Source organism: Sphingomonas sp. P4_G3 (genome assembly GCF_056401105.1).
In genome coordinates this window covers 1-20304 of the sequence record NZ_JBFUJZ010000005.1, presented here as the reverse complement: position 1 = coordinate 20304, position 20304 = coordinate 1, and the positions used below count along the sequence as shown (strand labels likewise).

14 protein-coding genes are annotated in these 20304 nt (G+C 64.6%); 6 read left to right on the top strand and 8 right to left on the bottom strand.

Annotated elements, in window-relative coordinates; genetic code table 11:
* Nucleotides 1–16: 16 nt before the first annotated feature.
* Together AC1DQQ_RS14355 and AC1DQQ_RS14350 are read left to right on the top strand one after the other, a co-directional pair.
* The gene (locus AC1DQQ_RS14355; protein ID WP_478042379.1) at nucleotides 17–172 is read left to right on the top strand and encodes a DUF3309 family protein; all 156 of its coding nucleotides are present in this window, start codon (nucleotides 17–19) and stop codon (nucleotides 170–172) included.
* A gap of 96 nt (nucleotides 173–268) precedes the next feature.
* A complete protein-coding gene (locus AC1DQQ_RS14350) occupies nucleotides 269–451 on the top strand; it encodes a hypothetical protein (RefSeq protein ID WP_478029560.1) in 183 nt (60 codons plus the stop codon).
* Between the two features lie 51 nt (nucleotides 452–502).
* Here the strand turns inward: AC1DQQ_RS14350 and AC1DQQ_RS14345 are convergent, their stop codons facing one another.
* The gene (locus AC1DQQ_RS14345; RefSeq protein ID WP_478045553.1) at nucleotides 503–3490 is read right to left on the bottom strand and encodes a hybrid sensor histidine kinase/response regulator; all 2988 of its coding nucleotides are present in this window, start codon (nucleotides 3488–3490) and stop codon (nucleotides 503–505) included.
* A gap of 209 nt (nucleotides 3491–3699) precedes the next feature.
* Here AC1DQQ_RS14345 and AC1DQQ_RS14340 point away from each other — a divergent pair, with 209 nt between their 5' ends.
* Nucleotides 3700–3996, top strand: a complete 297-nt coding sequence (locus tag AC1DQQ_RS14340; RefSeq protein WP_478045552.1) for a plasmid stabilization protein — start codon at nucleotides 3700–3702, stop codon at nucleotides 3994–3996.
* Between the two features lie 99 nt (nucleotides 3997–4095).
* Here AC1DQQ_RS14340 and AC1DQQ_RS14335 read toward each other — a convergent pair whose 3' ends face one another.
* A complete protein-coding gene (locus AC1DQQ_RS14335; RefSeq protein ID WP_478045551.1) occupies nucleotides 4096–4611 on the bottom strand; it encodes a YciE/YciF ferroxidase family protein in 516 nt (171 codons plus the stop codon).
* Between the two features lie 215 nt (nucleotides 4612–4826).
* Between AC1DQQ_RS14335 and AC1DQQ_RS14330 the strand changes: the two genes are divergently transcribed.
* Nucleotides 4827–5333 (top strand): CinA family protein, encoded by a 507-nt coding sequence (locus AC1DQQ_RS14330; protein WP_478045550.1) that lies wholly within the window; start codon nucleotides 4827–4829, stop codon nucleotides 5331–5333.
* A gap of 109 nt (nucleotides 5334–5442) precedes the next feature.
* On the opposite strand, the gene AC1DQQ_RS14325 is transcribed toward AC1DQQ_RS14330, so the two are convergent.
* The 3 genes from AC1DQQ_RS14325 to AC1DQQ_RS14315 all read right to left on the bottom strand — a co-directional run bounded on the left by AC1DQQ_RS14325 (nucleotide 5443) and on the right by AC1DQQ_RS14315 (nucleotide 10697).
* Nucleotides 5443–6630, bottom strand: a complete 1188-nt coding sequence (locus AC1DQQ_RS14325; protein ID WP_478029559.1) for a S53 family peptidase — start codon at nucleotides 6628–6630, stop codon at nucleotides 5443–5445.
* Nucleotides 6631–6799: 169 nt separating this feature from the next.
* Nucleotides 6800–8092, bottom strand: a complete 1293-nt coding sequence (locus AC1DQQ_RS14320) for a glycoside hydrolase family 130 protein (protein ID WP_478045549.1) — start codon at nucleotides 8090–8092, stop codon at nucleotides 6800–6802.
* A 283-nt stretch (nucleotides 8093–8375) separates the two neighbouring features.
* Nucleotides 8376–10697 carry a TonB-dependent receptor gene (locus AC1DQQ_RS14315; protein ID WP_478042383.1) on the bottom strand — a complete coding sequence of 774 codons (2322 nt, stop codon included), beginning with the start codon at nucleotides 10695–10697 and terminating at the stop codon, nucleotides 8376–8378.
* A 403-nt stretch (nucleotides 10698–11100) separates the two neighbouring features.
* Here AC1DQQ_RS14315 and AC1DQQ_RS14310 point away from each other — a divergent pair, with 403 nt between their 5' ends.
* Complete coding sequence (locus AC1DQQ_RS14310; RefSeq protein ID WP_478045548.1) at nucleotides 11101–12081, top strand: LacI family DNA-binding transcriptional regulator; 981 nt, start codon at nucleotides 11101–11103, stop codon at nucleotides 12079–12081.
* Here the strand turns inward: AC1DQQ_RS14310 and pgmB are convergent.
* Both pgmB and AC1DQQ_RS14300 read right to left on the bottom strand, forming a co-directional pair.
* Nucleotides 12072–12740 (bottom strand): beta-phosphoglucomutase, encoded by a 669-nt coding sequence (pgmB, locus tag AC1DQQ_RS14305; protein ID WP_478045547.1) that lies wholly within the window; start codon nucleotides 12738–12740, stop codon nucleotides 12072–12074. The genes AC1DQQ_RS14310 and pgmB overlap by 10 nt on opposite strands.
* 2 nt (nucleotides 12741–12742) lie before the next feature.
* On the bottom strand, nucleotides 12743–14869 hold the full coding sequence (locus AC1DQQ_RS14300; protein WP_478045546.1) for a glycosyl hydrolase family 65 domain-containing protein: 2127 nt from the start codon (nucleotides 14867–14869) through the stop codon (nucleotides 12743–12745).
* Between the two features lie 143 nt (nucleotides 14870–15012).
* On the opposite strand from AC1DQQ_RS14300, the gene AC1DQQ_RS14295 reads away from it, so the two are divergent.
* The gene (locus AC1DQQ_RS14295) at nucleotides 15013–16239 is read left to right on the top strand and encodes an MFS transporter (protein WP_478045545.1); all 1227 of its coding nucleotides are present in this window, start codon (nucleotides 15013–15015) and stop codon (nucleotides 16237–16239) included.
* Nucleotides 16240–16383: 144 nt separating this feature from the next.
* Here the strand turns inward: AC1DQQ_RS14295 and AC1DQQ_RS14290 are convergent.
* Nucleotides 16384–20304: beta strand repeat-containing protein (locus AC1DQQ_RS14290; protein ID WP_478045544.1), on the bottom strand; the 3921-nt coding region annotated here is incomplete at its 5' end.

Below are 20304 nucleotides of genomic sequence, written 5' to 3'. Positions count from 1 at the left end.
GAACAGGAGCGGAACAATGCTTGGAACGATCCTTATCATCATCCTGGTACTCGCCTTGGTCGGCGCTCTCCCGACCTGGGGTCATAGCCGCAATTGGGGATATGCGCCTTCGGGCGGATTGGGACTTGTCGTCGTCATCCTGATCATCCTCCTGTTGCTTGGCAGGCTCTGAGTATCGCCGATCGGCCAACGCCGGGAAATAGATTCATAGTGTTGGAACCGGGCAACGGCCCCGCCGGTTATCGTGCGGCAGTAAAGGAGAGGCGTAATGGCAGACGATGATAAAACGACCGTGATCGAGAGAGGCGGTAGCGGAGGAGCGATTGCTCTGCTCGCCGTCGTCTTGGCGGTAATCGCCGTGGTCTTGTTCCTGATGTTTGGTCAGAACATGCTCAGCAACACGAAAAAGGTCGATGCCGACATCAAGATCGACACGCCGGCGAAACCGTAACTTGTTCTGGGGACCGGCTTTTCCAATCCCGCCGGTCCCCGATCTCCGCTGTTATTTCTCGGCTTCCTGGCAAGCCACGCCGAGTAGCCGTAGCGTATCCTGCAACTTCCCCGCTTTGTAAGGCTTGGCGATCACCGCCACATTCCGGTCGTCGCTGAAGTGCCGCTTGAGTTCGGCGGCACGCACGCCCGAAGCAACGACGATCGGCAAGTCCGAATAGAGCGCGCGCAACTCGCGCAACAAGCTGTCGCCGGTGTGATCGGGAAGGTCGTCGTCGAGCACGATCGCGTCATAACGTCCCTGTGCCGCGCGCACCTTGCCCAGGGCTTCGCTGCCGGTTCCGGCTTCTTCGATCCGCAATCCGCTTGCCGCCAGCGCCTCGACGAGGAGCGATCGCACAGCAGTTTCGCCTTCCACGATGAGGACATTGCCGGTGCCGGTATCGATCATGTCGCGGACCTTCTGGGCCAGCGCCTCGAAGGTGAAGGGTTTGGTGATCATCTCGACCCCAGGATCGAGCCGGCCGCCATGCACGATCGCGTTGCGCGTATAGCCCGAGGTGTAGAGGACCCTCAGGCTGGCCTGGAGCTTGCGGGCCTGCTCGGCCAGTTCGCGACCGCTCATGCCGGGCATGACCACATCGGTGAACAGTAGCGCGACCGGATCCGCCTGGCGTTCGAGCAGCCGAAGCGCGGACGGACCGTCATGCGCTTCGATCACACGATAACCGAGCTCGCGCAGGCAATCGACGGTATAGGCGCGCACGTCGTCGTCATCTTCGACCACGAGCACCGTCTCCTGCCGCGGGCTTTGCTCGATTCCGGGCGTTGACCGCGCCGGCTCCTCCTCTTCCGCGGCGCCGCTGAGCAGCCGCGGCAGATAGATTTTGACCGTCGTGCCCTCGCCTTCCTCCGAGTAGATCTTGATATGGCCGCCCGATTGCTTGACGAAGCCATAGATCATCGAAAGGCCGAGCCCGGTGCCCCGACCGACCTCCTTGGTGGTGAAGAACGGCTCGAACGCCCGCTCGATCACGTGGCGCGGCATGCCGCTCCCGGTATCGGTGACCGCGATCATGACATATTGGCCCGGCGGCACTTCCGCCTGGATCGCGGCATAGCCCTCGTCCAGTCGAGCGTTCTCGGTCTCGATCGTCAGTTCGCCGCCCTCGGGCATCGCATCGCGGGCATTGAGCGCGAGATTGAGGATCGCGCTCTCGAGTTGGTTGGGATCGGCTTCCGCCCGCCACAGGCCCGGCGAGGTCACGATCTCCAGCCGGATCAGTTCGCCAAGCGAGCGCTGCAGCAAATCGGACATACCCGAGACCAGCTTGTCGGGCGCGATCGGCTTGGGTGCAAGCGGTTGGCGGCGGGAAAAGGCAAGCAACCGCTGGGTGAGCGCCGCCGCCCGTTCGGCGCCCTTCATCGCATTGTCGAGCGAGCGGCGCGCCCGCACGTCGCCCACATCCGCCGCATCGAGCGCCCGCTGGGCAATGCCGATATTGCCCGTGACCACGGTCAGCAAATTGTTGAAGTCATGGGCGATTCCGCCGGTCAGCTGGCCCACCGCCTCCATCTTCTGCGCCTGGCGCAAGGCTTCCTCGACTTCGCTGCGCCGGGCGACTTCCGCTGCGACCTGCTCCTCCAGCCCGTCGTTCAACTCGCGCAGCCGCGCCTCATTTTCCCGTCGCGCCGTGATGTCGAGGACAGTGCCGATGAAACGGACCGCCTTCCCCTCATCGAAAATCGCGCGGCCGCTCGCCGCCAGCCAGCGCTCGACACCGTCGATAAGGCCGATGGTGCGGTATTCGGTTTCGTAATTGCCGGAGCCATCAGGATCGAGTGCCGCTTGCACTGCCGCGTCCACACGCTCGCGATCGTCCGGGTGGAGCCCTGCGAGGAAGCTGTCCTCATAGTTGACGTCGGCATCGGGCGGCAGGCCGAACAGCTCCTTACACTTGACGTCCCAGCGCAAGTCGCGAGTCACCGGATCGAAGTCCCAGGTTCCGATGTCGGCGGCCTCGTTGGCCAGGCGCAACCGGTCTTCGCTCGCAGCGAGATCGGCTTCGGCCGTGCGGCGCTGCTGCAGCTCGCGCTGAAGTGCCTGGAATAAGCGCGCATTGTCGATCGCCACCGCGGCTTCCGCCGCCAGGCCCTCGAGACCGCGTTCCGATGCCGGCGTGAAAACGCCGGCCTGATCATGACCGAAAAACAACCCGCCGATGACGTCGCCGTCGCGCGCGATCACTGGCACGGCGAGGTAGCTGCGGACCGGGAGATGGCCCTCCGGCATGCCGTTGTGCGGCGCATTTTGCCCATAGCGCGGATCCTTGGTGATATCGTCCGAGCGAACGATCCCTTCGCCGCTGAAGGTCGGCGCGAATACCGCGGTGTTGCGCGGCATCGGGAATTGCGAGAACGCCTCTTCGGGCGCTCCCGACAGCGTGTAGAGCATATAGCTCTCGCCCGCGTCGTTCAGCACATTGTAGAAAAAGGCGCCGAACGCCGCCTTGGTCAGCTCGACGCCGGCATCGGTGACGATCTGGACGAGCTTGTGCAAGTCGGTCTCAGCGGCCAGCGCGGATCCGGCGCGGTTGAGAATTTCGAGCGCGCGCCGTTCCTCGAGCAAGGCCTCCTCCGCCTCGCGTTGCCGCGACCGGTCGCGCAATATCTTGGTGAAGCCGATGACGATGCCGTCGGCATTGCGGAGCGGGGTCATTTCCCCGGTCGCCCAGAAGCGGCTGCCATCCATACGCACGCGCCACCCTTCCGCGCCGCCGCCACGGCCGGAGCTCAACGCCTCACGGCGCTCGTCTTCCAACGCCGCGACGCCGGTGCCTTCGAGAAATAGCCCCTCGAGCGTGCCGCCGAGCATGTCCTCCTCTCGCCAGCCGAGCAGCCGATGCGCTCCCTCATTCCAGCTGGTGACCCGGCCTTCGGTGTCGGTGGTGATGATCGCGGTATCGACCGCGCTGTCGACGATCTGCCGCCATTCGTCGGCGGTAATCGATTGGCGCCCTTGGCGACGCGCAGCGGTCATGCCTTCCCCTTTTTCCAAGACATTCGTGAACGACCAGTAACTTACATTGGTTGCAACGGCGTGGACGGCCGGGTTGGACACAGGATTTCAGCGCGGGGGCCGGATCGTGCGAACGATAAGCGCGTTTTATTGCCGAGCAATCCATTGCCAGCAAGGACCATCCCGTAACCAATATGACGGGCGATTTCTCAACTGAAAGGAGACGGACCATGCCTCGCGGGGACAAATCGTCCTACACCGACAAACAGAAACGCAAGGCCGAGCATATCGAGGAAGGCTATGAGGATCGCGGCGTCGGCAAGGAAGAAGCCGAACGCCGCGCCTGGGCGACGGTCAACAAGGAATCGGGCGGCGGCAAGAAGTCCGGATCCGGCCGCGGCAAGAAGGAGAACCACGAAAGCTCGCGCAAAGGCGGCCGCAAGGGCGGATCGAGCCAGACCCAGGCCCAGCGCTCGGCCGCGGCCAAGAAGGGCTGGGAAACCCGCCGACGCCAGGGCAACGGCTGACGCTACTGATCGCCGATGCCGGCCAACCCGATCCGCTGCGTATGCGGCGTAAGAAACCGGCTGGCGGAACGCTAGCTCCGCCAGCCGTGACAGGAGTGGTCAGGCGGTTTCGAGTTCGGCGTTCGAATTGACCTTGGTCTCGGCCATGCTGGTCAGCTTCTCGTCGGTCGCCTTTTCCTCGGCGAGCGTCTCGGCCAACACCGCCGCGCAGTCCGACCGACCGAGTTGCTTGGCCCAAGCGATCAACGTGCCGTAGCGCGTGATCTCGTAATGCTCGACCGCTTGCGCCGCGGCGATCAAAGCGGCGTCGAGCACATTCTTGTCCTCCACGTCGCCGGCGATTTCGTTGGCTTCCTTGATGATGCCGTCGATCGCCGGGCAATTGACCTGCTTCGGCTCCTGGCCATGCATCTGGAACACCTGTTCGAGCCGCTTGATCTGCCCCTCGGTCTCGCGAAGATGCGTTTCGAAGCCCTGCTTGAGCTGGGGATCGGTCGCCTTTTCGATCATCTTCGGCAGCGCCTTGGTGATCTGGTTCTCGGCATAATAGATGTCCTGGAGCGTGTGGACGAACAGATCGTCGAACGTTTTGATGTCCTTGGAAAACAAGCCCATCTTGGCCTCCTCAATAGCTGGCAAACGATCGCCCGCCCCGCGTTTGCCCAACGAGGAACGTGCGGCGAAGTTGCCCGAAATATCGCGACCCTGACACAGGTTAGTCTTTTTCCGCCGCCGCTGCGGAAACCGGTCGCCCGGTGGTTTGTTGCCATTCCACAACGACCAGGAGCCGCCCAAGGCGGCCGCCCGAGCAAGGAGGATGACGCGGCGCGATGAGCGAATTGCTGGATGTCTTGCCCGATCGGATCGAACAAGCGGCACGTGCGCTGTTGAACAAAGCGTGCGACCGCGACCTGGCGATCGTCACCGCCGAGAGCTGCACCGGCGGCCTGCTCGCGTCGCTGCTGACCGACGTCGAAGGCACGAGCCGCGCGTTCGAGCGCGGATTCGTCGTCTATACCGACGAAGCCAAATGCGAGTTGCTGGCGATCGACCGCGATACCGTCGAGCGCTGCGGCGCGGTCAGTCGTGAGACCGCGATCGCGATGGTGCGCGGCGCGCTCGAACGCTCGCACGGGGACATCGCGGTGTCGATCACCGGTTTTGCCGGGCCGGGCGGCCCCGATGACGAGCCTGGCCTAGTCCATTTCGGCTGCCTGCGCCGCGGTGGCGAGGTCGTGCATCGCGAAGAGCATTTCGGCGATATCGGCCGCGGGCCGGTCAGGCTGAAATGCCTCGAGGTGGCGCTCGAAATGCTCGACCAGAATCTGGCTGAGTGACGTTAGAGCCAACTGCCCAATCGGGAGCGGGGTAGCGAAATACCCGATCCCCTGGTTTCCCGCTTTCGCAGGAACACAGGGCAATCGAGTACCTCATTGGGCCCTAGCGTTAGAAAGCCGTGATGCCGTTGGGCGTGCCCAGGCCGGTCGGCCCGTCATAGCCGGCGCGAGCGGTGCAGAAATAGGTGCCCCCGCAGCTGCCGTTGCTGCCCGACGTCACATCGTACAGCGCGCCCGTATTGGCATAAGGATTGCTACCATAGGTCACCCCGCCACCATTGGCGCCATAGACGCCGCCGATCAACGGTGCCGCCACGCTGGTACCGCCAAAGACCAGCCAAGTCGGCTTACCACCATTGCCCGGTCCGTAGACGGCGACGCCAGTGGCCGGATCTGCCACCGCCGCGACATCGGCTTCCATGCGCATGGAGCAGCCACCGTCGAGCTGCCAGTTGGGCTTGGCATAGATGGTGCTGCACCCGCTGCCCGCACCGGCCCACACCGTCTCACCCCAGCCGCGCGCGCTGGTGTTGCGCTTCAGCGTCGTGCCACCGACCGCGATGACGTGCGGCGAGGATGCCGGGAACTGTACGCCATACCCGCTATCGCCGGAACTGACGGTGACCGCCACGCCGGCATGGTCGTATGCCGATTCATAGGCCTGCGATCCGCTTTCGCCACCGCCATAACTGTTGCTGATAACGTGCGCCCCAAGCGACGCCGCGGTGTTCTCCGCCGCCGCCAGATTGCTGAAGCTCGCCGAATTTGCCTGGACCAGGATGATCTTGCATCCCGGGCACATCGCGCTGACCATATCGAGATCGAGCGCGGTTTCCTGTGCCCAGCCGTTATTCTGGCGCGGATAATTGCCCTTCACGCCGGACTGGTTGTACTTGGTGAAGCAGCCGTTCGCGGTGGTGCAGGCGGGAAGCCCATAGGTTGCGCGATAGGTCGCCAGATCGCTCTCCGCATTGGCATAACCATAAGCATCGACGATCGCGACCGTCGTCGTGCTGCTGCCCTGCGCGGAGACGTTATAGGCGGCCCGCAAGTCGGCCGGACCGAAGCCCGACGGAACGACATTGGGCGCCGCATCGCGTTCGATCGGCTTGCCCTTGTCGTCGGTGACGATGCGCGCGTGGCAACGTGCCGTTCCCGGACCCGCGGCCCCCGGGCAAACCGCGGCGTGATAGACGTTACCGGACTTCAACAGCCCCTGGGCGGATTGCGCCTGGAGACTCATCGGAATCCCCGTCAGGAGGGCGAAGGCCGCGATCGAAGCAGCAAGACGTGCCATGCTTGTCCCCTTTTTGTCGACATCATGTCGAAACACCGGAGCCTCTCACGCCGGTACCGCCGCCGTAAATATATCCATCGATATATCCCGAGGGGTGACTCGGGCAAATATCGTGCGTGCAATCCGGACTGGCTCAATTTCGCTGCCGCCGCCGGAAAGCCGTTGTCCCTCAGTCCATCCGTTCGAGCAGATCGTCGACGCTGCAGCTGGCGAAGCTCGCGAAATTGTCGGCAATACCAAAGGGTAGCAGCAACGTGCGATCATGGACGATCGCGCCGCAGCCATAGACGACATTGGGGACATAACCGCTGCGTTCCTCGGGGCTGGGCCGCAGGATCGGTTCGGGCGTGCGCGCGAGCAATCTGGTCGGGTCGGCCTTGTCGAGCAGGCAGGCGCCCATGCAATAATTGCGCATCATGCCGACGCCGTGCGTGATGACCAGCCAGCCCTCGTCGATCTCGATCGGCGAACCGCAATTGCCCATCTGGATGAATTCCCATGGATAGCGCGGGCCGATGAGCTTGGTGCCGCCATTCCAGGTGGTGATGTCGTCCGATACGATCAGCCACAGATTCTCATTGTCCTGGCGGCCGATCATGTTGAAGCGGCCATCGACGCGGCGCGGGAACAGCGCCATGCCTTTGCTCTGCGGCACCGATCCCTTGAGCACCGTCATCTCGAACGTGTTGACGCCGGTGCCGCGGAACAGCTCGCACCGTGCATTGCGGCCGTCGAACGCGGTATAGGTGCCGAGGAAGCTCGGCGTGCCGTCCTCTTCGGTGAACCGCACCATGCGCAGATCCTCGATCCCCTGGCGCTGGCTGGCGGTGATCGGAAACAGGACGCTTTCCGAAGGCTCCTTGCTTCCCTCGCAGATGATCCGCGTCGTGCCCGACGTGCCGCTCTCATCCGGCCCTTCGATCCGCGGGGACGTGACCCAGGGACTCGGATCGTCGACCTGGAAACCGGTGCTCGCGCTCCAATTGCCGGTGCGGAAAGTAACCGAGGAGACGTGACCTTCGCCGATGCCGCGCAACGAGAGGATGAAGTTCAGGCCGTCGGCCGGCGCGTCGTCCTGGTTCATCCGCAACACGATGCTGGGGTTGAACAGGGCTGCCGCCTCGAACGAATATTCGGCGCTGAGATAGGCACCGATCAGCAGCTGCTGCTCCGGGTTCGCCGTGACGTCTTCCGGCAAGCTGTCGCGCACAGCCTCGAACCGCCGCGTCAATATGGTCTCGACATTGCGATGCCGCTCGGACAGCGACGCGACCACCGTTTCGCAATCCTTGCGGCAGCTGGCCGTATCGAGCGACAGCACGCGCTCGATCACCGTGCGCATGCGGGGATGCGCGGCATCGCGGAACGGTTCGGGATAATCGACGCTGAACGGTTTGATCACCGTGCGCGACGGGTCGGGGTGCAGATGGAGGCCGGAGAAAGTGAACAGATCGTCGCTCATGCGGTCGGTCTCCGTGCGGGGACGACGGGCGGTCGCCGGGAAGGGTGATAGGCCAAATCGAAATGATCGGCGTCCCCTCAAACGCCGCATGGCGCGACAGGCTCCCTCGCCATCGACACGGTCCGACAAACGAGGCCTTGCGATGCCCGACCGCAAAAAGAAACCGTCGCCCCGGCGGAGGCCGGGGCCGTTGGCCGCATCACGACATCGCGGCCCCGGCCTCCGCCGGGGCGACGACATGGCGTCCTCCGATCCGCCCCTTTTCCGCTATTACCCGCTCAGCTCAGAAAGCGTAGCTGACCGACACCCTGTACGAGCGACCGAAGATCGGACGCACGTCGGGAAGCGCAGCGCCCGGGCCGGCAAGGAAGCGTGGATTGCCTTCGGTCAGGCCGTGCGAGTTGGTCAGGTTGTCGCCCGAAATCTGCAGCGTGTAGCCGTTTACCTTCGCGCGCAGCCCGGCGCTCAGCGTGGCGTAAGCCGGCAGCAACTGGGTATTGGCGAGATCGCTATAACGTTTCCCGATCGCTTCATACGTGCCGTAGAACGTGATGTCGGACTTGTCCGAGAAGCGCGCGGTATAAGTCGGCGTGAAGCGCACCTGATAGGACGGGATACGCTGCGCTTTCTTGCCGTCGAAGTCCGGGATGTTGGGCGTGTCGGTCTTGGCATCTTCGAGCACGGCATTGCCGATGAACCCGAAGCCGCTGGCGCTGTGATACGACGCGTCGAATTCGATACCCTTGGTCTTCGATCCGGCGATCTGCGGCGGCACGCCGACATCGTTATACACCGCGCCGACGACCTTGTCGTAGAAGCCGGTCACCGCCGCTTCGAACCCGCCGCCACGATATTTCACGCCGCCTTCGTACGACCGCACTTTCCAGTTCAGGTCGAGCCGCGGTCCGGTATTGCCGAGTTGCGAGCGGACATCGTCGAACGATGGCGAGTGATAGCCCTGCGAGACGCGAGCATAGACGTCGAAATTGCGGGTCGCGCGATAGTTGAGTCCGACCGTCCACGGCGTCGCCTCGCGGCTGATCTTCGCCGAATCGGGCAGGCCGTTGCCCGTGATGTGGAAGTCGATATCGGTCCATTGATGGCGGATGCCGGCATCGAGGCGCAATGCGTCGGTGATGTTGAATGAATCCGACACATAGATCGCGTTCACCGTGGCGCGACCGCGATCCGAAATGGCGAAGGCCGACAGTGCGCCGTTGTTCAGGTCGACCAGGTCGCCCGAGCCGCCCACTTGCATCCAGCGATTGCCGCCCAGGCTCCAGGCGTCGTCCGAGGTGAAGTGCGAGAAATAATAGCCGAGGTTGAGCGTGTTCGGGCCGGTCTTGAAATTGACCACCGCCTCGTTCGAGACGTTCTGGAGTTTCTTGTCGACCCACCACGACCCGAATTGCTGCACATAGTCGGTCGGCGCGAGCGTCTGGCCGGTGTTGATCGTGTGGACGAGCGTTTGGCCGGGATTGCCAGCCGTCGCGAGCGCATTGGCCACGGTGATCGCGCCGGCGCCCTGCGGCACCAGGCCCGTCGTCCGCAGCGTGCCGCTGGTGAAGCCGAAACGGTCGGTGAAACTGATCCCGCCGCCGAAATCGTAATCGAGGCTGGCGCCGGTGACGACGCCCTTCCAGCCGCGGCCATCGGCCAGGTCGACGCGCTCGGTCGCGCCACTGCCCGCCGAGCCCGGCGAGATGATCGTCGCGTAACGCGTATATTGGTTGAGCTGGTTGTACGTGCCGCGATCGATGCCGGGCACGTTCGCCGCGAACGGCAGGAACCATTCGCCGTGATCGTCGGTGTAGCGGGCGAAGATGTTGAACTTGCCGTGCGAGAACTTCTTGGTGATGTTGGCGGTGATCTGCTGGCCGCGCTCGGTGTTGAAGCCGGCGCTGCGCACCGTGTCACCGCGCGAGACGTACCCGCCGACCATATAATAGAGATCGTCGGCGAGCTTGCCGCTGAGCCAGCCGTCGACTCGCCAGGCACTGTAATCGGTGATCGAGGCGCCGATGCTGCCCTGCGTCTGGTCATGACCTTCGCGCAGGCGGAGGTTGGTGGTGAGGCCGGGCTGCCCGTCCGAATAAAGCGAGGCCGGACCGCCATTGACGCCTTCGATCCCCGCGACGGTTTCGTCGAGGCGGACAATACCGGTCTGATCCATGAACGACAGGCTGCTCGATCCATAGACTGGGACGCCGTTGAACTGCATCGTGACGAACGGCGCGTCGCCGGTGCTGGGGATGCCGCGGACGAAGATGTTCGAGGTGCCGACGCCGCCCGAACTCTCGACCCACACGCCGGGGATCGACTTGAGCACGTCGCCGGAGCTCTTGGGCGCCTGGAGCTTGATATCGTCCGCCGACAGCGTCGTCACCGAATAGCCGGCTTCGAGCTTGTTGATGCCATTACCCGCGGCGCGGCCGGTGACGATGATGTCGGGCAGATCGGCGGGCGGCGCGGTGTCCGCAGCCTGCGCGGGATCGGCGGCCGGCGCCGCTGCGGGCGTCTCCTGCGCCGCGGCCGGATGGGCCAGGGCAATCGCCAGCGCGAACCCCGACACAGCAACGAAATTGCGATTGCGCGAAACCATCATGATCCTCTCCTGCCGCTGCCTTCCTGCTCGGGAAGTGCCTGAGGACGGGGTCTACACACGAATGAATTGCATTTCAATACGCCGTTACATAAGCGTATTATTATAATAGTTCCTTATATATCAATTATATAGCTTAAGGAGATAGGTGACGGATGTAGCAGAGATGTCACAGCGCCTGCAACGAAATTTCAGACCGCTATCGGGGCACAAAAGGCGTGCGGCGCGCTTTATCCCGTCATCGCGTAAAGCGTTTGTTGCATCGGGGATCACGACCAGCCTATTTTGGGCGCGCTGAGCGGGGGCGGTGCATCGTCGAGGATCGTCGGAAACCAGTTTCAATGGTTGTCCGGCGGCCCGCTGATTGAGGAGCCGAGCTTTGCGTCGACGTGCGATGGATCTGAACATGGGGGATATCGCCCGGCTCGCCAATGTGTCGAAGCCGACCGTGTCGCGCGTGCTCAACAACAGCCCACTGGTCAATGAAGCGACGCGCGAACGCGTGCTGCGCGTCGCGCGCGAAAATGGCTATGCGATCAACCGCAACGCGCAGAAACTGCGCCAGGCGCGCAACGACACGGTCGCCGTCGTGCTCGATTTCGGCTCGCATCGCGCCGGGCGAATCGCCGATCCGTTCATCTTCGAATTGCTCGCCGGCGTGTCCGAGGCCTTATCGGTGCGCAACCAGGATTTGTTGCTCTCCCCTTCCAACCTCACCGATGTGCAGAGCCATCTCGACCTGATCAGTTCGCGCGTCGCGGACGGCTTCATCTTCCTCGGGCAAGGCGTGCGCGGCCCGATGCTGCGCGATCTGGCACGAGCCGGAGCCCCGTTCGTGGTGTGGGGCGGCGTGGATCCTGCCGAACCCTATTGCTCGGTCGGCAGCGACAATCGCCTGGGCGGAGAATTGGCCGGCGACCTGTTCGTCAAGCGCGGCGCGAAACGCTGGCTGTTCGTCGGCAATGTCGCGCATGCCGAGATCCGCATGCGGTTCGACGGCCTGCGCGCGGTCGCCGCCAAGCATCCCGAAGTGACGGTCGAGCATCTCGAGGTCGAGCACATGGCCTATGCGCCCGCTTACCAGCAGACCTTGGCATGGCTGCGCGGCAATCCGCCGCCCGATGCGGTCTTCGCTTTCTCGGATACGGCCGCGATCGCGATCGTCGCCGCGTTCCGCGAGCTGGGGCTGGAGGCACCGGCCGATTATTCACTGTGCGGGTACAACAACATCCCGCCCGCCGCCGATTTCACTCCGGCGCTCACCACGATCGAACAGGAAACCCATCTGGCCGGCGCGATCCTGGTCGAAAAGCTGATGCAGATTCTCGACGGCGGGAAGCCGAAATCGAGCGTGCTCCCGACCCGGCTGATCGTTCGTCAGACCTGAGACGGAGCCGGCGTCAGCCGCAGCACCTGGTCGAGATCGACCGCCGCGGTGGAGGCGAACACCAAGTCGGCTTCGGCCAGGATGGCAGCGTCGCCGATCCCGATCGCGACCATGTCCGCCGCCTTGATCGCGGTCACCCCGGCCGCGGCGTCCTCGAACCCGACGCACGCCGTTGGCGCAACGCCCAACCCTGCCGCGCAGGCCAGGAAGATGTCGGGCGCGGGCTTGGACCGCGCGACCTTGGCGGCGTCCGCGACGAAATCGATCGAGCCCAACAGCCCAGCCCGCTCAAGCACCATCGTCGCGTTTCGACTGGCCGAGGCGACCCCCAGCGACAGTCCGGCGGCGCGGGCACCGGCCAGTAAAGCGGTGGCGCCCGGCAAGATGTCGGCATCGCTCATCGTCGCCAGCGCGTCGAGATAATAGCCGTTCTTGCGCGCGGCGAGCTCCTCTCGCGCCGGGAGGTCGAGCGACACGTTACCGAGCGCCAGTATATGCTCGAGCGATCCCATGCGATCGACACCCTTGAGCGCCTCATTGTCCTGCTCGTCGAACGCGATGCCGAGCTCGTCGGCGATCCGTTTCCAGGCGACGAAATGCAGCCGGGCGCTGTCGACCAGCACGCCGTCCAGGTCGAAGATCGCCGCGCCGAACGCCATGGTCAGGCAGCCAGCTCGTCACCGGCGACGCGGATCGCGACCGTGCGATCGCCGCGCACCGACACGCTTGCGGTTCGGCCCGACACCGCGACATCGACTGGCGCACCGCGGAAGGTGACGGTGAAGCGATAGTCGGACAGTCCGGGTATCTCCACAGGATCGAAGCACAATGTGTCGCCATCGACGCGCATGCCGGCAAAGCCCATCGCCAGGGTCGTCCAGCTTCCCGCCAGCGCCGCCATGTGCAGGCCGTGATCGGCATTGCCGAACAGATCGTTGAGGTCGGTCAGCGCCGCGACCCGCCAATAATGCGCCGCCCGCGCGCCATCGCCGGCACGCGCCGCCGCGGTCGCGAACGCGCTCGCCGACAAAGTCGAATCGTGTACCGTGGTCGCTTCGTAGGTGTCGAGCATCCGCCGCCGCATCGCCGGATCGAAAGCCTCGGGCATCAGCGCCAAAGCGAGCACCGCATCCGCCTGTTTCGAGACGCGGCGGCGATAGATGGCGAGCGGATGGACGTGCAGCAGCAGCGGATAGGCGGCCGGCGGCGTCGTCTCGAACGGCCAGGGATCGAGCTGGAAATAGGCATCGTCCTGGGCATAGACTTGCCGCTCGTCATCATACGCCAGCAGCATCGCGTCAGCGGCGCGAACCATGCGGGCGGCTTCCGCGTCGTCGATCAGCGACGCCGCCAGTCCTTCGCGCGCGGCGAACCGCAAATGCCGCGCCGCCATCATGTTGGTGTAGAGGTTGTTGTTGACGATCGCCGAATATTCGTCGGGTCCGGTCACGCGATTGATGACGAAGGCGCCGCCGCGCGCCGCATCGTGATACCCGATCGCCAGCCAGATGCGCGCCGTTTCCACCAGCATCGCCGCGCCGCCGGCGTCGAGCAACGAGCGGTCGCCGCTCGCCGCCAGATAAGTCTCCAGCGCATAAGCGATGTCGGCATTGATGTGATATTGAGCGGATCCGGCAGGAAAATAGGACGAGCATTCGTGCCCGCCGATCGTCCGCCACGGATAGAGCGCGCCGTGCTCATGCCCCATCGCCCGTCCATTGTCGCGCGCGGCAGCAAGCTTTGAGATCCGCCATTCGAGCATCGCCCGGGCGATGTCCGGCCGGGTGAAGGCGAAGACCGGCATGACGTAGAGATCGGCGTCCCAAAAGACATGGCCTTCATAGCCCTCACCGGTCTGACCCTTGGCGCCGATCGAGGTTTTGCCGTCGCGCCCGACCGCCATCGCCAGCTCGGCCAAGGCGAAGCGGATGGCGAGTTCGGCGTGGGGCTGGCCCGGCATGGCGATATTGCTCGCCGCCCAGAAATCCGCGAACCAGGCGACCTGGTCGGCCAGCAGAGCCTCATAGCCTCGCTCGGCCGCGGCGCGCACTATCGCGGTGAGCGCAGCAACGCCGTTCCCGTCGGTGCCGGCGTGGTAGCCCGACGCGAAATCGACCTGCACCCGACCATCGATCGTCCGGCGCCCGATTTCGCGCATCGCGCATGTCACGACGAAGCCGCTCGTGCGCAACCGATCGCTGCGCATGGCGGCGCCAGGCTCGTCATGGGCTTGCGGGTCGACCCAGGGGCTGGTGGCCATGACCGGCGCGACGCGCGGGTCGTAAACGCCCTGGCTGGCGACATCGGCGGCACGGTCGCCACTTCCCGGCGGCGGCGTCACGATTGGCGACACAATCACATCGGCGCCGTCGGCGAAGCTGACCCGCGTCAGCACCAATGCGGTATCGGCCATCGAGACGAATTGCTCGATCGCGATCTCGGTCGCCCCAGCTGTGAAAGTTTCGGTCCGCACACAGCGGACGAGGTCGAGTTCGACGCCCGCCGGCGCACCGACCGGTTCGCCGCCGACCATGATCGCCGGCCGGGTGGCATCGGCGACCGCCAGGCGAAGATCGCTTTCGCGGGCATAGCCATGCGCCGCCTCGTGATAAGCGATCGGCACGCGTTCATAGACGCCGTTCAGATAGACTTTGGGCGCTTCCGCCGCCTCGCCCGGACCGCGAATGCCGATGAAACCGTTGCCGATCGAAAACAGCGCGGGAACATGGTCCGACCGCGCGGAATCGCCGTCCGCCGCAAGGCGCCAGGCGTCGCGCGCAAATCGCAAGTCAGCAAAAGACGCTTCGGGTAATGACCGCCCCACGCAATTCCTCTCCGATGCGGCGATCAAACGCCCGATTGCCAATGATATGCATTTCATAATAGGAGATGGTCAAGACAATAAGCCGGGCATCCCGGCAGGGGAGGCGCATGAACAGGACCCGGATGATCGTCGCACTGGCATTGACCTATGCCGTGTTCGCGGTGCTGCTCAACAGCGTCGGCACCGTCATCCTGCAATCGATCGAATCGTTCCACGTGACCAAGGTCGCGGCAAGTTCGCTCGAGGGATTCAAGGACCTGTCGATCGCGGCCACCAGCTTCCTGCTGGCGGCGCAGCTGCCGCGCTTCGGGCTGCGGCGTGCGATGATCGTCGCGCTAGCCTTGGTCGCGATCGCCTGCCTGGCGATGCCTTTATTCCCCGGTTTCTGGACCACGCGCCTGCTGTTCCTCGCGGTCGGGGTCGCGTTCGGGGTGACCAAGGTATCGGTCTACAGTTTCGTCGGCCTGTTGACCGAGGACAGCGCGCGCCATGCGTCGCTGCTCAACGTGATCGAGGGCGTGTTCATGCTCGGCGTGCTGAGCGGCTATTGGATTTTCGCCGCCTTCATCGACCCCGCCGATCCCGGCAGCCGGCAATGGCTGAACGTCTATTACGTCTTGGCCGCCGTCAGCCTCGTCGCCTTGGCGCTGCTCGCCGTCACGCCTTATGACGAAAGCGCGGTCGACGAACCCGCAGCCGCGCCGCAGGGCCCGGGACAGAAATTCGCCGAGATGGTCGCGCTCGCCTGGCGGCCGCTGAGCCTTAGCTTCATCGCTGCCATCTTCTGCTATGTCCTGGTCGAACAGGGCATCGGCTCGTGGCTGCCGACGTTCAACCGCGAATTGCTCGGGCTGTCGGCGCCGATGAGCGTGCAGGCCGCATCGATCTTCGCGGTGTGCCTGGCGGCAGGGCGGCTGGGCGCCGGCGTGATCGTGCGGCGCACCGGCTGGTTCCCGCTCGTCCTTGGATGCCTGATCGGAATGGCAGTGCTTATCGTCGCGGTGCTGCCGCTCGCCGCCGCGCATCATGGCCAGGTCACGAGCTGGGCCGGCGCGCCGATCGCCGCCTTTCTGTTCCCGGCGATCGGGCTGATGATGGCGCCGATCTATCCCGCGCTCAATTCGGCGATCCTGTCGTCAATGGCGCCCAGGGAGCAGCCGGCGATGGTCGGGTTGATCGTGGTGTTCTCGGCGCTTGGCGGGACGACCGGCTCGTTCGTCGTCGGCCACATCTTCGCGATGTTCCAGGGGACGATCGCCTTCCACGTGTTGCTGATCCCGATCGCCGCGCTGGCGGTGGCATCGACGATGGTCCGACGGCAAACGGTGCGATAGGGGGTCAACGTTTCGTCGCGGTCGGTCGCTCTGGTGAATTTCCCCGCCGGTGGCGCGTCATTTATATGATTGTATCCAATATCCAATCGATACGGATACGGCCGCGCCATGTCCGAAGACACGACGCGGCCGATGCCCCACCGGTTAGAAGTTGAAGCGCAGTCCGGCGTTGATCGTGAAGCTGCGCAGCCGCGAGTCGTCGTCGATATTGCCGACCACGAAGCCCGAGACCCGACTGTCATGGGCATTGACAAGCAGCCCCGCCGAGTAGCGCATCGCGCTTTTCCAGGTGTTGGTCTGGAGCGAGAAGGTCGTGACCGGCGCTCCGAACCCAAAGCTCGAACTGTCGTTGCGCGACCAATTTTCCATCCGCGCCGCGCTGATGAACGGTTCGAATGTCGCCGTCGCTGCCGACCCGCCACGATAGGACAGGCGCAAGCCGGCCTGGCCGATCTTGGTCGTGTCGCTGCCCGGCGTCCACACGCTGAAGGCATCGATCACGAGCGGATCGATCTTCGTATCGGCATAATTATACTGAGCGAACGGCGTCGCGGCGAAGCCGGTCGCGCCACCCACCCGGTACGACGCGCGGACCGAGCCCGCCGTTGCGTCACCGCGCATGCGCTGCGTTCCGACCGTCCCGAACAGCGACGGCATGGCGACCGTATAATGGCGCCATTCCTTGCGGATGTTGCCTTCGAGTTCGAAGGCACCGTTGCCGACCACCAAATAGCCACCGACGAACGGCGTTTCGACCTTGATCCGCTCGCCGCCTGCGAGTGGTGCCGAGGCGCCGTACCAGCCGCCCATCACACCGGCATTGATCTTCCAGCCGCCGCCGATGCCGCCGAATGAGACGTCGGCGCCGATCTGTGCGGCATGCTGGCTGGTGCGGAACTGCGTGGTCGAGGTGTAGCTCAGACCACCGCCCGTCAGCGAGGAGCTGATCGTCTGCTTGCTGTGCCCGCCGCTGCCGCGCATCCACAGGCTGAACCGCGTGCCGCCGACATCGGTCCGGTTGGTCACGAACGGGCTGATCGGATCGTCGAGCAGGCCCGATGCCGATTCGGCCATGTAGCTGAGCTTGCCGAGCCCGGCCGCGGTCGGATTGACCGCCTGGATCAGGCCGAACTGATGGGCGTTCGACGGGTTCTGCCCGAAGCTGTCGAGGATGAAGCCAGTGGTCGGAAACACGGTGCTGGAGGTAAAGGCACTAGCGGGGGCTGCCCCGGCGACCGTCACCACGGGCAAGAACCCGCCAGGGACGAACGACCGCGTACCGACCAGGTTCATCGTGACATTGGTGTTGCCCGTGGCCGAACCGCCGATGTTCAGGCGATCGGCCGTGGCGGTATTGGTGCTGTAGTCGGCCCAGAACTGGCCCCCGCCCGAATAATTGCCGCCGACGGTGACGACGTTGCTGGTGAGGTTGTTACGAGCGTTGATGATCCCGGTATTGGCCATCGAACCCGCGGTCGTGAACGTGCCCGCGCCGGCAAAGGTGATGCGACTGGCATTGTTGGTATTGCCGAGGATCGTCAGCGAGCTGCCGGCGCCGAGATTGACGTTGCCACCATTGACCAGATTGCCAGAGATGCTCGACGCGCCGGTCAGATTGGCGATGCCGGTCGGGCTGTTGATCCAGTTCGACGTCGCGACGGTCGACCCCAGCATCTTGATCGCGCCGTTGATCGTCCCGCTGTTGAACAAGGTCGACGGCGTGTTGTTGACGCTGATCAACACCGCATTGGTGCCGCCGGTGATCGTGCCGGTGTTGGAGATGTTGGCGCTTCCGGTGCCGGTCGCCACCAGCCTGACCCCGTCGATCGTACCCGTGACGAGGCCGGCATTATTGACCACCAGCGGGCCGTCGACCGTGCTGAGATCGATGCCGTAATCGGGGTCGATCTTGCCCGTGCCGGTGACGTTGACGGTGATGCCGCCCTTGGTCGACGTGCCGTAGACGCCGGCATAGCCGGGGGTGCCCGCGGTGATCTCGCCCGCGACCGTGATCGTCGTCATGCCAGTCGACAGGCCGCTATCGGTATAGATGCCGCTGCCGTTGGTCGCGGTGATCTTGGTGCCCGCCGCCTGCGATACATCGATCGTTCCGGCGTTCGCCGCGGGATTGAAGTTGACAGCCTGGATCCCGTTGCCGTTGGTCGCGGTGACGTTGCCCAGCGCGTTGACCGAAATACCGCCGGTGCCGTTGGTCTGGGCAATGATACCGGTGGTGCCGGAGACATTGCCGGCGGTCACGCTGACTGTGCCCGCAGCGCCGGCACTGATCTGTTCGGCGAGGATCGCCGCGGCGCCGGTCGAGGACACGTTGCCCGCATTCACTACCACGTTGCCGCCGTCGGTCAGCCCGACAATGCCATAGCCGGTGGTCGCGGTGACCGGGCCGATCGTGGTGACCGTGACGTTACCGGTGCCGTAATTCTCGGCATCGACGCCGAACTTCCCGCCGACCGCGCCGTTGGCGGTGACGTCGACATTGCCGGCCGACGTGCCGATCAGCCCCGCGACGATGCCGGCATTGCCGCCATAGATGTCGCCATTGGCCACGACCGTGACGTTGCCGGTGAACGAGCTCCCGAACGCGTCGATGCCGTTCTGATCGGTTGACGTGACCGCAGCGGTGGTGACGCTGATGTCGCCGCCGGCATTGGTGTCGCGCACCAGGATACCCGATCCGCCGGTAGCACCGCTCGCGCCCGAAATATCGACCGTGACCGTTCCAGATCCGTTGTTCTGGATCGACGCGCCGTTACCGTTCAGCCCGAAGAAGCCGCCGGTCCCGGTGACGCTGATATTACCCGCGCCCCCGGTTCCACCCACCAGGGTCAGGCCGTTGGTCGCCCCGGTCACCGTATCGGCGACAGCCACCGTCACCGCGTCGTTGCCAGTCGCCGTAATACCATCCGCCGCCGTGCCGGTCACCGTACCGTTGGTCGTGACGCCGACCGTACCAGTGCCGAAGTTGGTCGCGACGATGCCGGTCGTGCCCGAGACGTTGCCGCCGGTCACATCGACATTGCCCGCGCCACCCGCCAGGACCTGCTGCGCGATGATCGCGGTATTGCCGGTCGAGGTGACGTCGCCTGCATTGACCGTGACGTTGCCGCCCGTGGCCAGCGCATAGATGCCGTTACCCGTCGTCACGTTGACCGGGCCGACCGTCGTCACCGTCGTATTGCCGGTGCCGAAATTCTCGGCATCGACCCCGAACCGTGCGGTAATCGCGCCGTTCGCGGTAATGTCGATATTGCCGGTCGCCGCTGCCGGGAAGATCGCGCCGACGATGCCGGCATTGCCCGCCTGGACGTCGCCGTTCGCCACGATCGTGAGGTTGCCCGCGGTCGACACGCTCTGAACGTCGATGCCATTCTTGCCGACCGCCAGTGCGGTCACCGCGCCGGTCGTGACGCTGATGTCGCCGCCCGCGGCCGTGTCGCGAACGATGATCCCATTACCCGCCGTTGAGCCGCTCGCGCCGGAGATATCGACCGTGGTTGTACCCGATCCGTTGTTGAGGATGTTGGCACCGTCTCCGGTACCGCCGAAGAAGCCGCCGGCACCGGTGACGAGAATGTTGCCCGCGCCGCCAGTGCCGCCGATCAGGGTCAGGCCGTTGGTCGCACCGGTAACCGTATCGGCGACGGTCACCGTCACCGCGTCGTTGCCGGTTGCACGGATGCCCTCGGCAAACGTGCCGGTCACCGTGCCGTTGGTGGTGACGCTGAGCGTACCGGTGCCCAAATTGTTGGCGAAGATGCCGGTCGTGCCCGAGACGTTGCCTGCGGTCACATCGACACTGCCCCCGCCGGTCGCATCAACCTGCTGCGCGACGATCGCGGTGTTGCCCGTCGAGGTGACATCGCCCGCGGTGACCGTGACGTTGCCGCCGGAGGTCTGTGCGTAGATGCCGTTGCCGGTGGTAACGTTGACCGGGCCGACGGTCGTGACCGTGGTATTGCCGGTGCCGAAATTCTCGGCGTCGATGCCGAACCGCGCGGTAATCGCGCCATTCGCGGTCACGTCGATATTGCCGGTCGCCGCTGC

What these genes read in the sequence shown, in the direction of transcription:
- AC1DQQ_RS14355 (WP_478042379.1), top strand. Translation starts at nt 17, where the DNA reads ATGCTTGGAACGATCCTTATCATCATCCTGGTACTCGCCTTGGTCGGC.
- AC1DQQ_RS14350 (WP_478029560.1), top strand. Translation starts at nt 269, where the DNA reads ATGGCAGACGATGATAAAACGACCGTGATCGAGAGAGGCGGTAGCGGA.
- AC1DQQ_RS14345 (WP_478045553.1), bottom strand. Translation starts at nt 3,490, where the DNA reads ATGACCGCTGCGCGTCGCCAAGGGCGCCAATCGATTACCGCCGACGAA.
- AC1DQQ_RS14340 (WP_478045552.1), top strand. Translation starts at nt 3,700, where the DNA reads ATGCCTCGCGGGGACAAATCGTCCTACACCGACAAACAGAAACGCAAG.
- AC1DQQ_RS14335 (WP_478045551.1), bottom strand. Translation starts at nt 4,611, where the DNA reads ATGGGCTTGTTTTCCAAGGACATCAAAACGTTCGACGATCTGTTCGTC.
- AC1DQQ_RS14330 (WP_478045550.1), top strand. Translation starts at nt 4,827, where the DNA reads ATGAGCGAATTGCTGGATGTCTTGCCCGATCGGATCGAACAAGCGGCA.
- AC1DQQ_RS14325 (WP_478029559.1), bottom strand. Translation starts at nt 6,630, where the DNA reads ATGGCACGTCTTGCTGCTTCGATCGCGGCCTTCGCCCTCCTGACGGGG.
- AC1DQQ_RS14320 (WP_478045549.1), bottom strand. Translation starts at nt 8,092, where the DNA reads ATGAGCGACGATCTGTTCACTTTCTCCGGCCTCCATCTGCACCCCGAC.
- AC1DQQ_RS14315 (WP_478042383.1), bottom strand. Translation starts at nt 10,697, where the DNA reads ATGATGGTTTCGCGCAATCGCAATTTCGTTGCTGTGTCGGGGTTCGCG.
- AC1DQQ_RS14310 (WP_478045548.1), top strand. Translation starts at nt 11,101, where the DNA reads ATGGGGGATATCGCCCGGCTCGCCAATGTGTCGAAGCCGACCGTGTCG.
- pgmB (WP_478045547.1), bottom strand. Translation starts at nt 12,740, where the DNA reads ATGGCGTTCGGCGCGGCGATCTTCGACCTGGACGGCGTGCTGGTCGAC.
- AC1DQQ_RS14295 (WP_478045545.1), top strand. Translation starts at nt 15,013, where the DNA reads ATGAACAGGACCCGGATGATCGTCGCACTGGCATTGACCTATGCCGTG.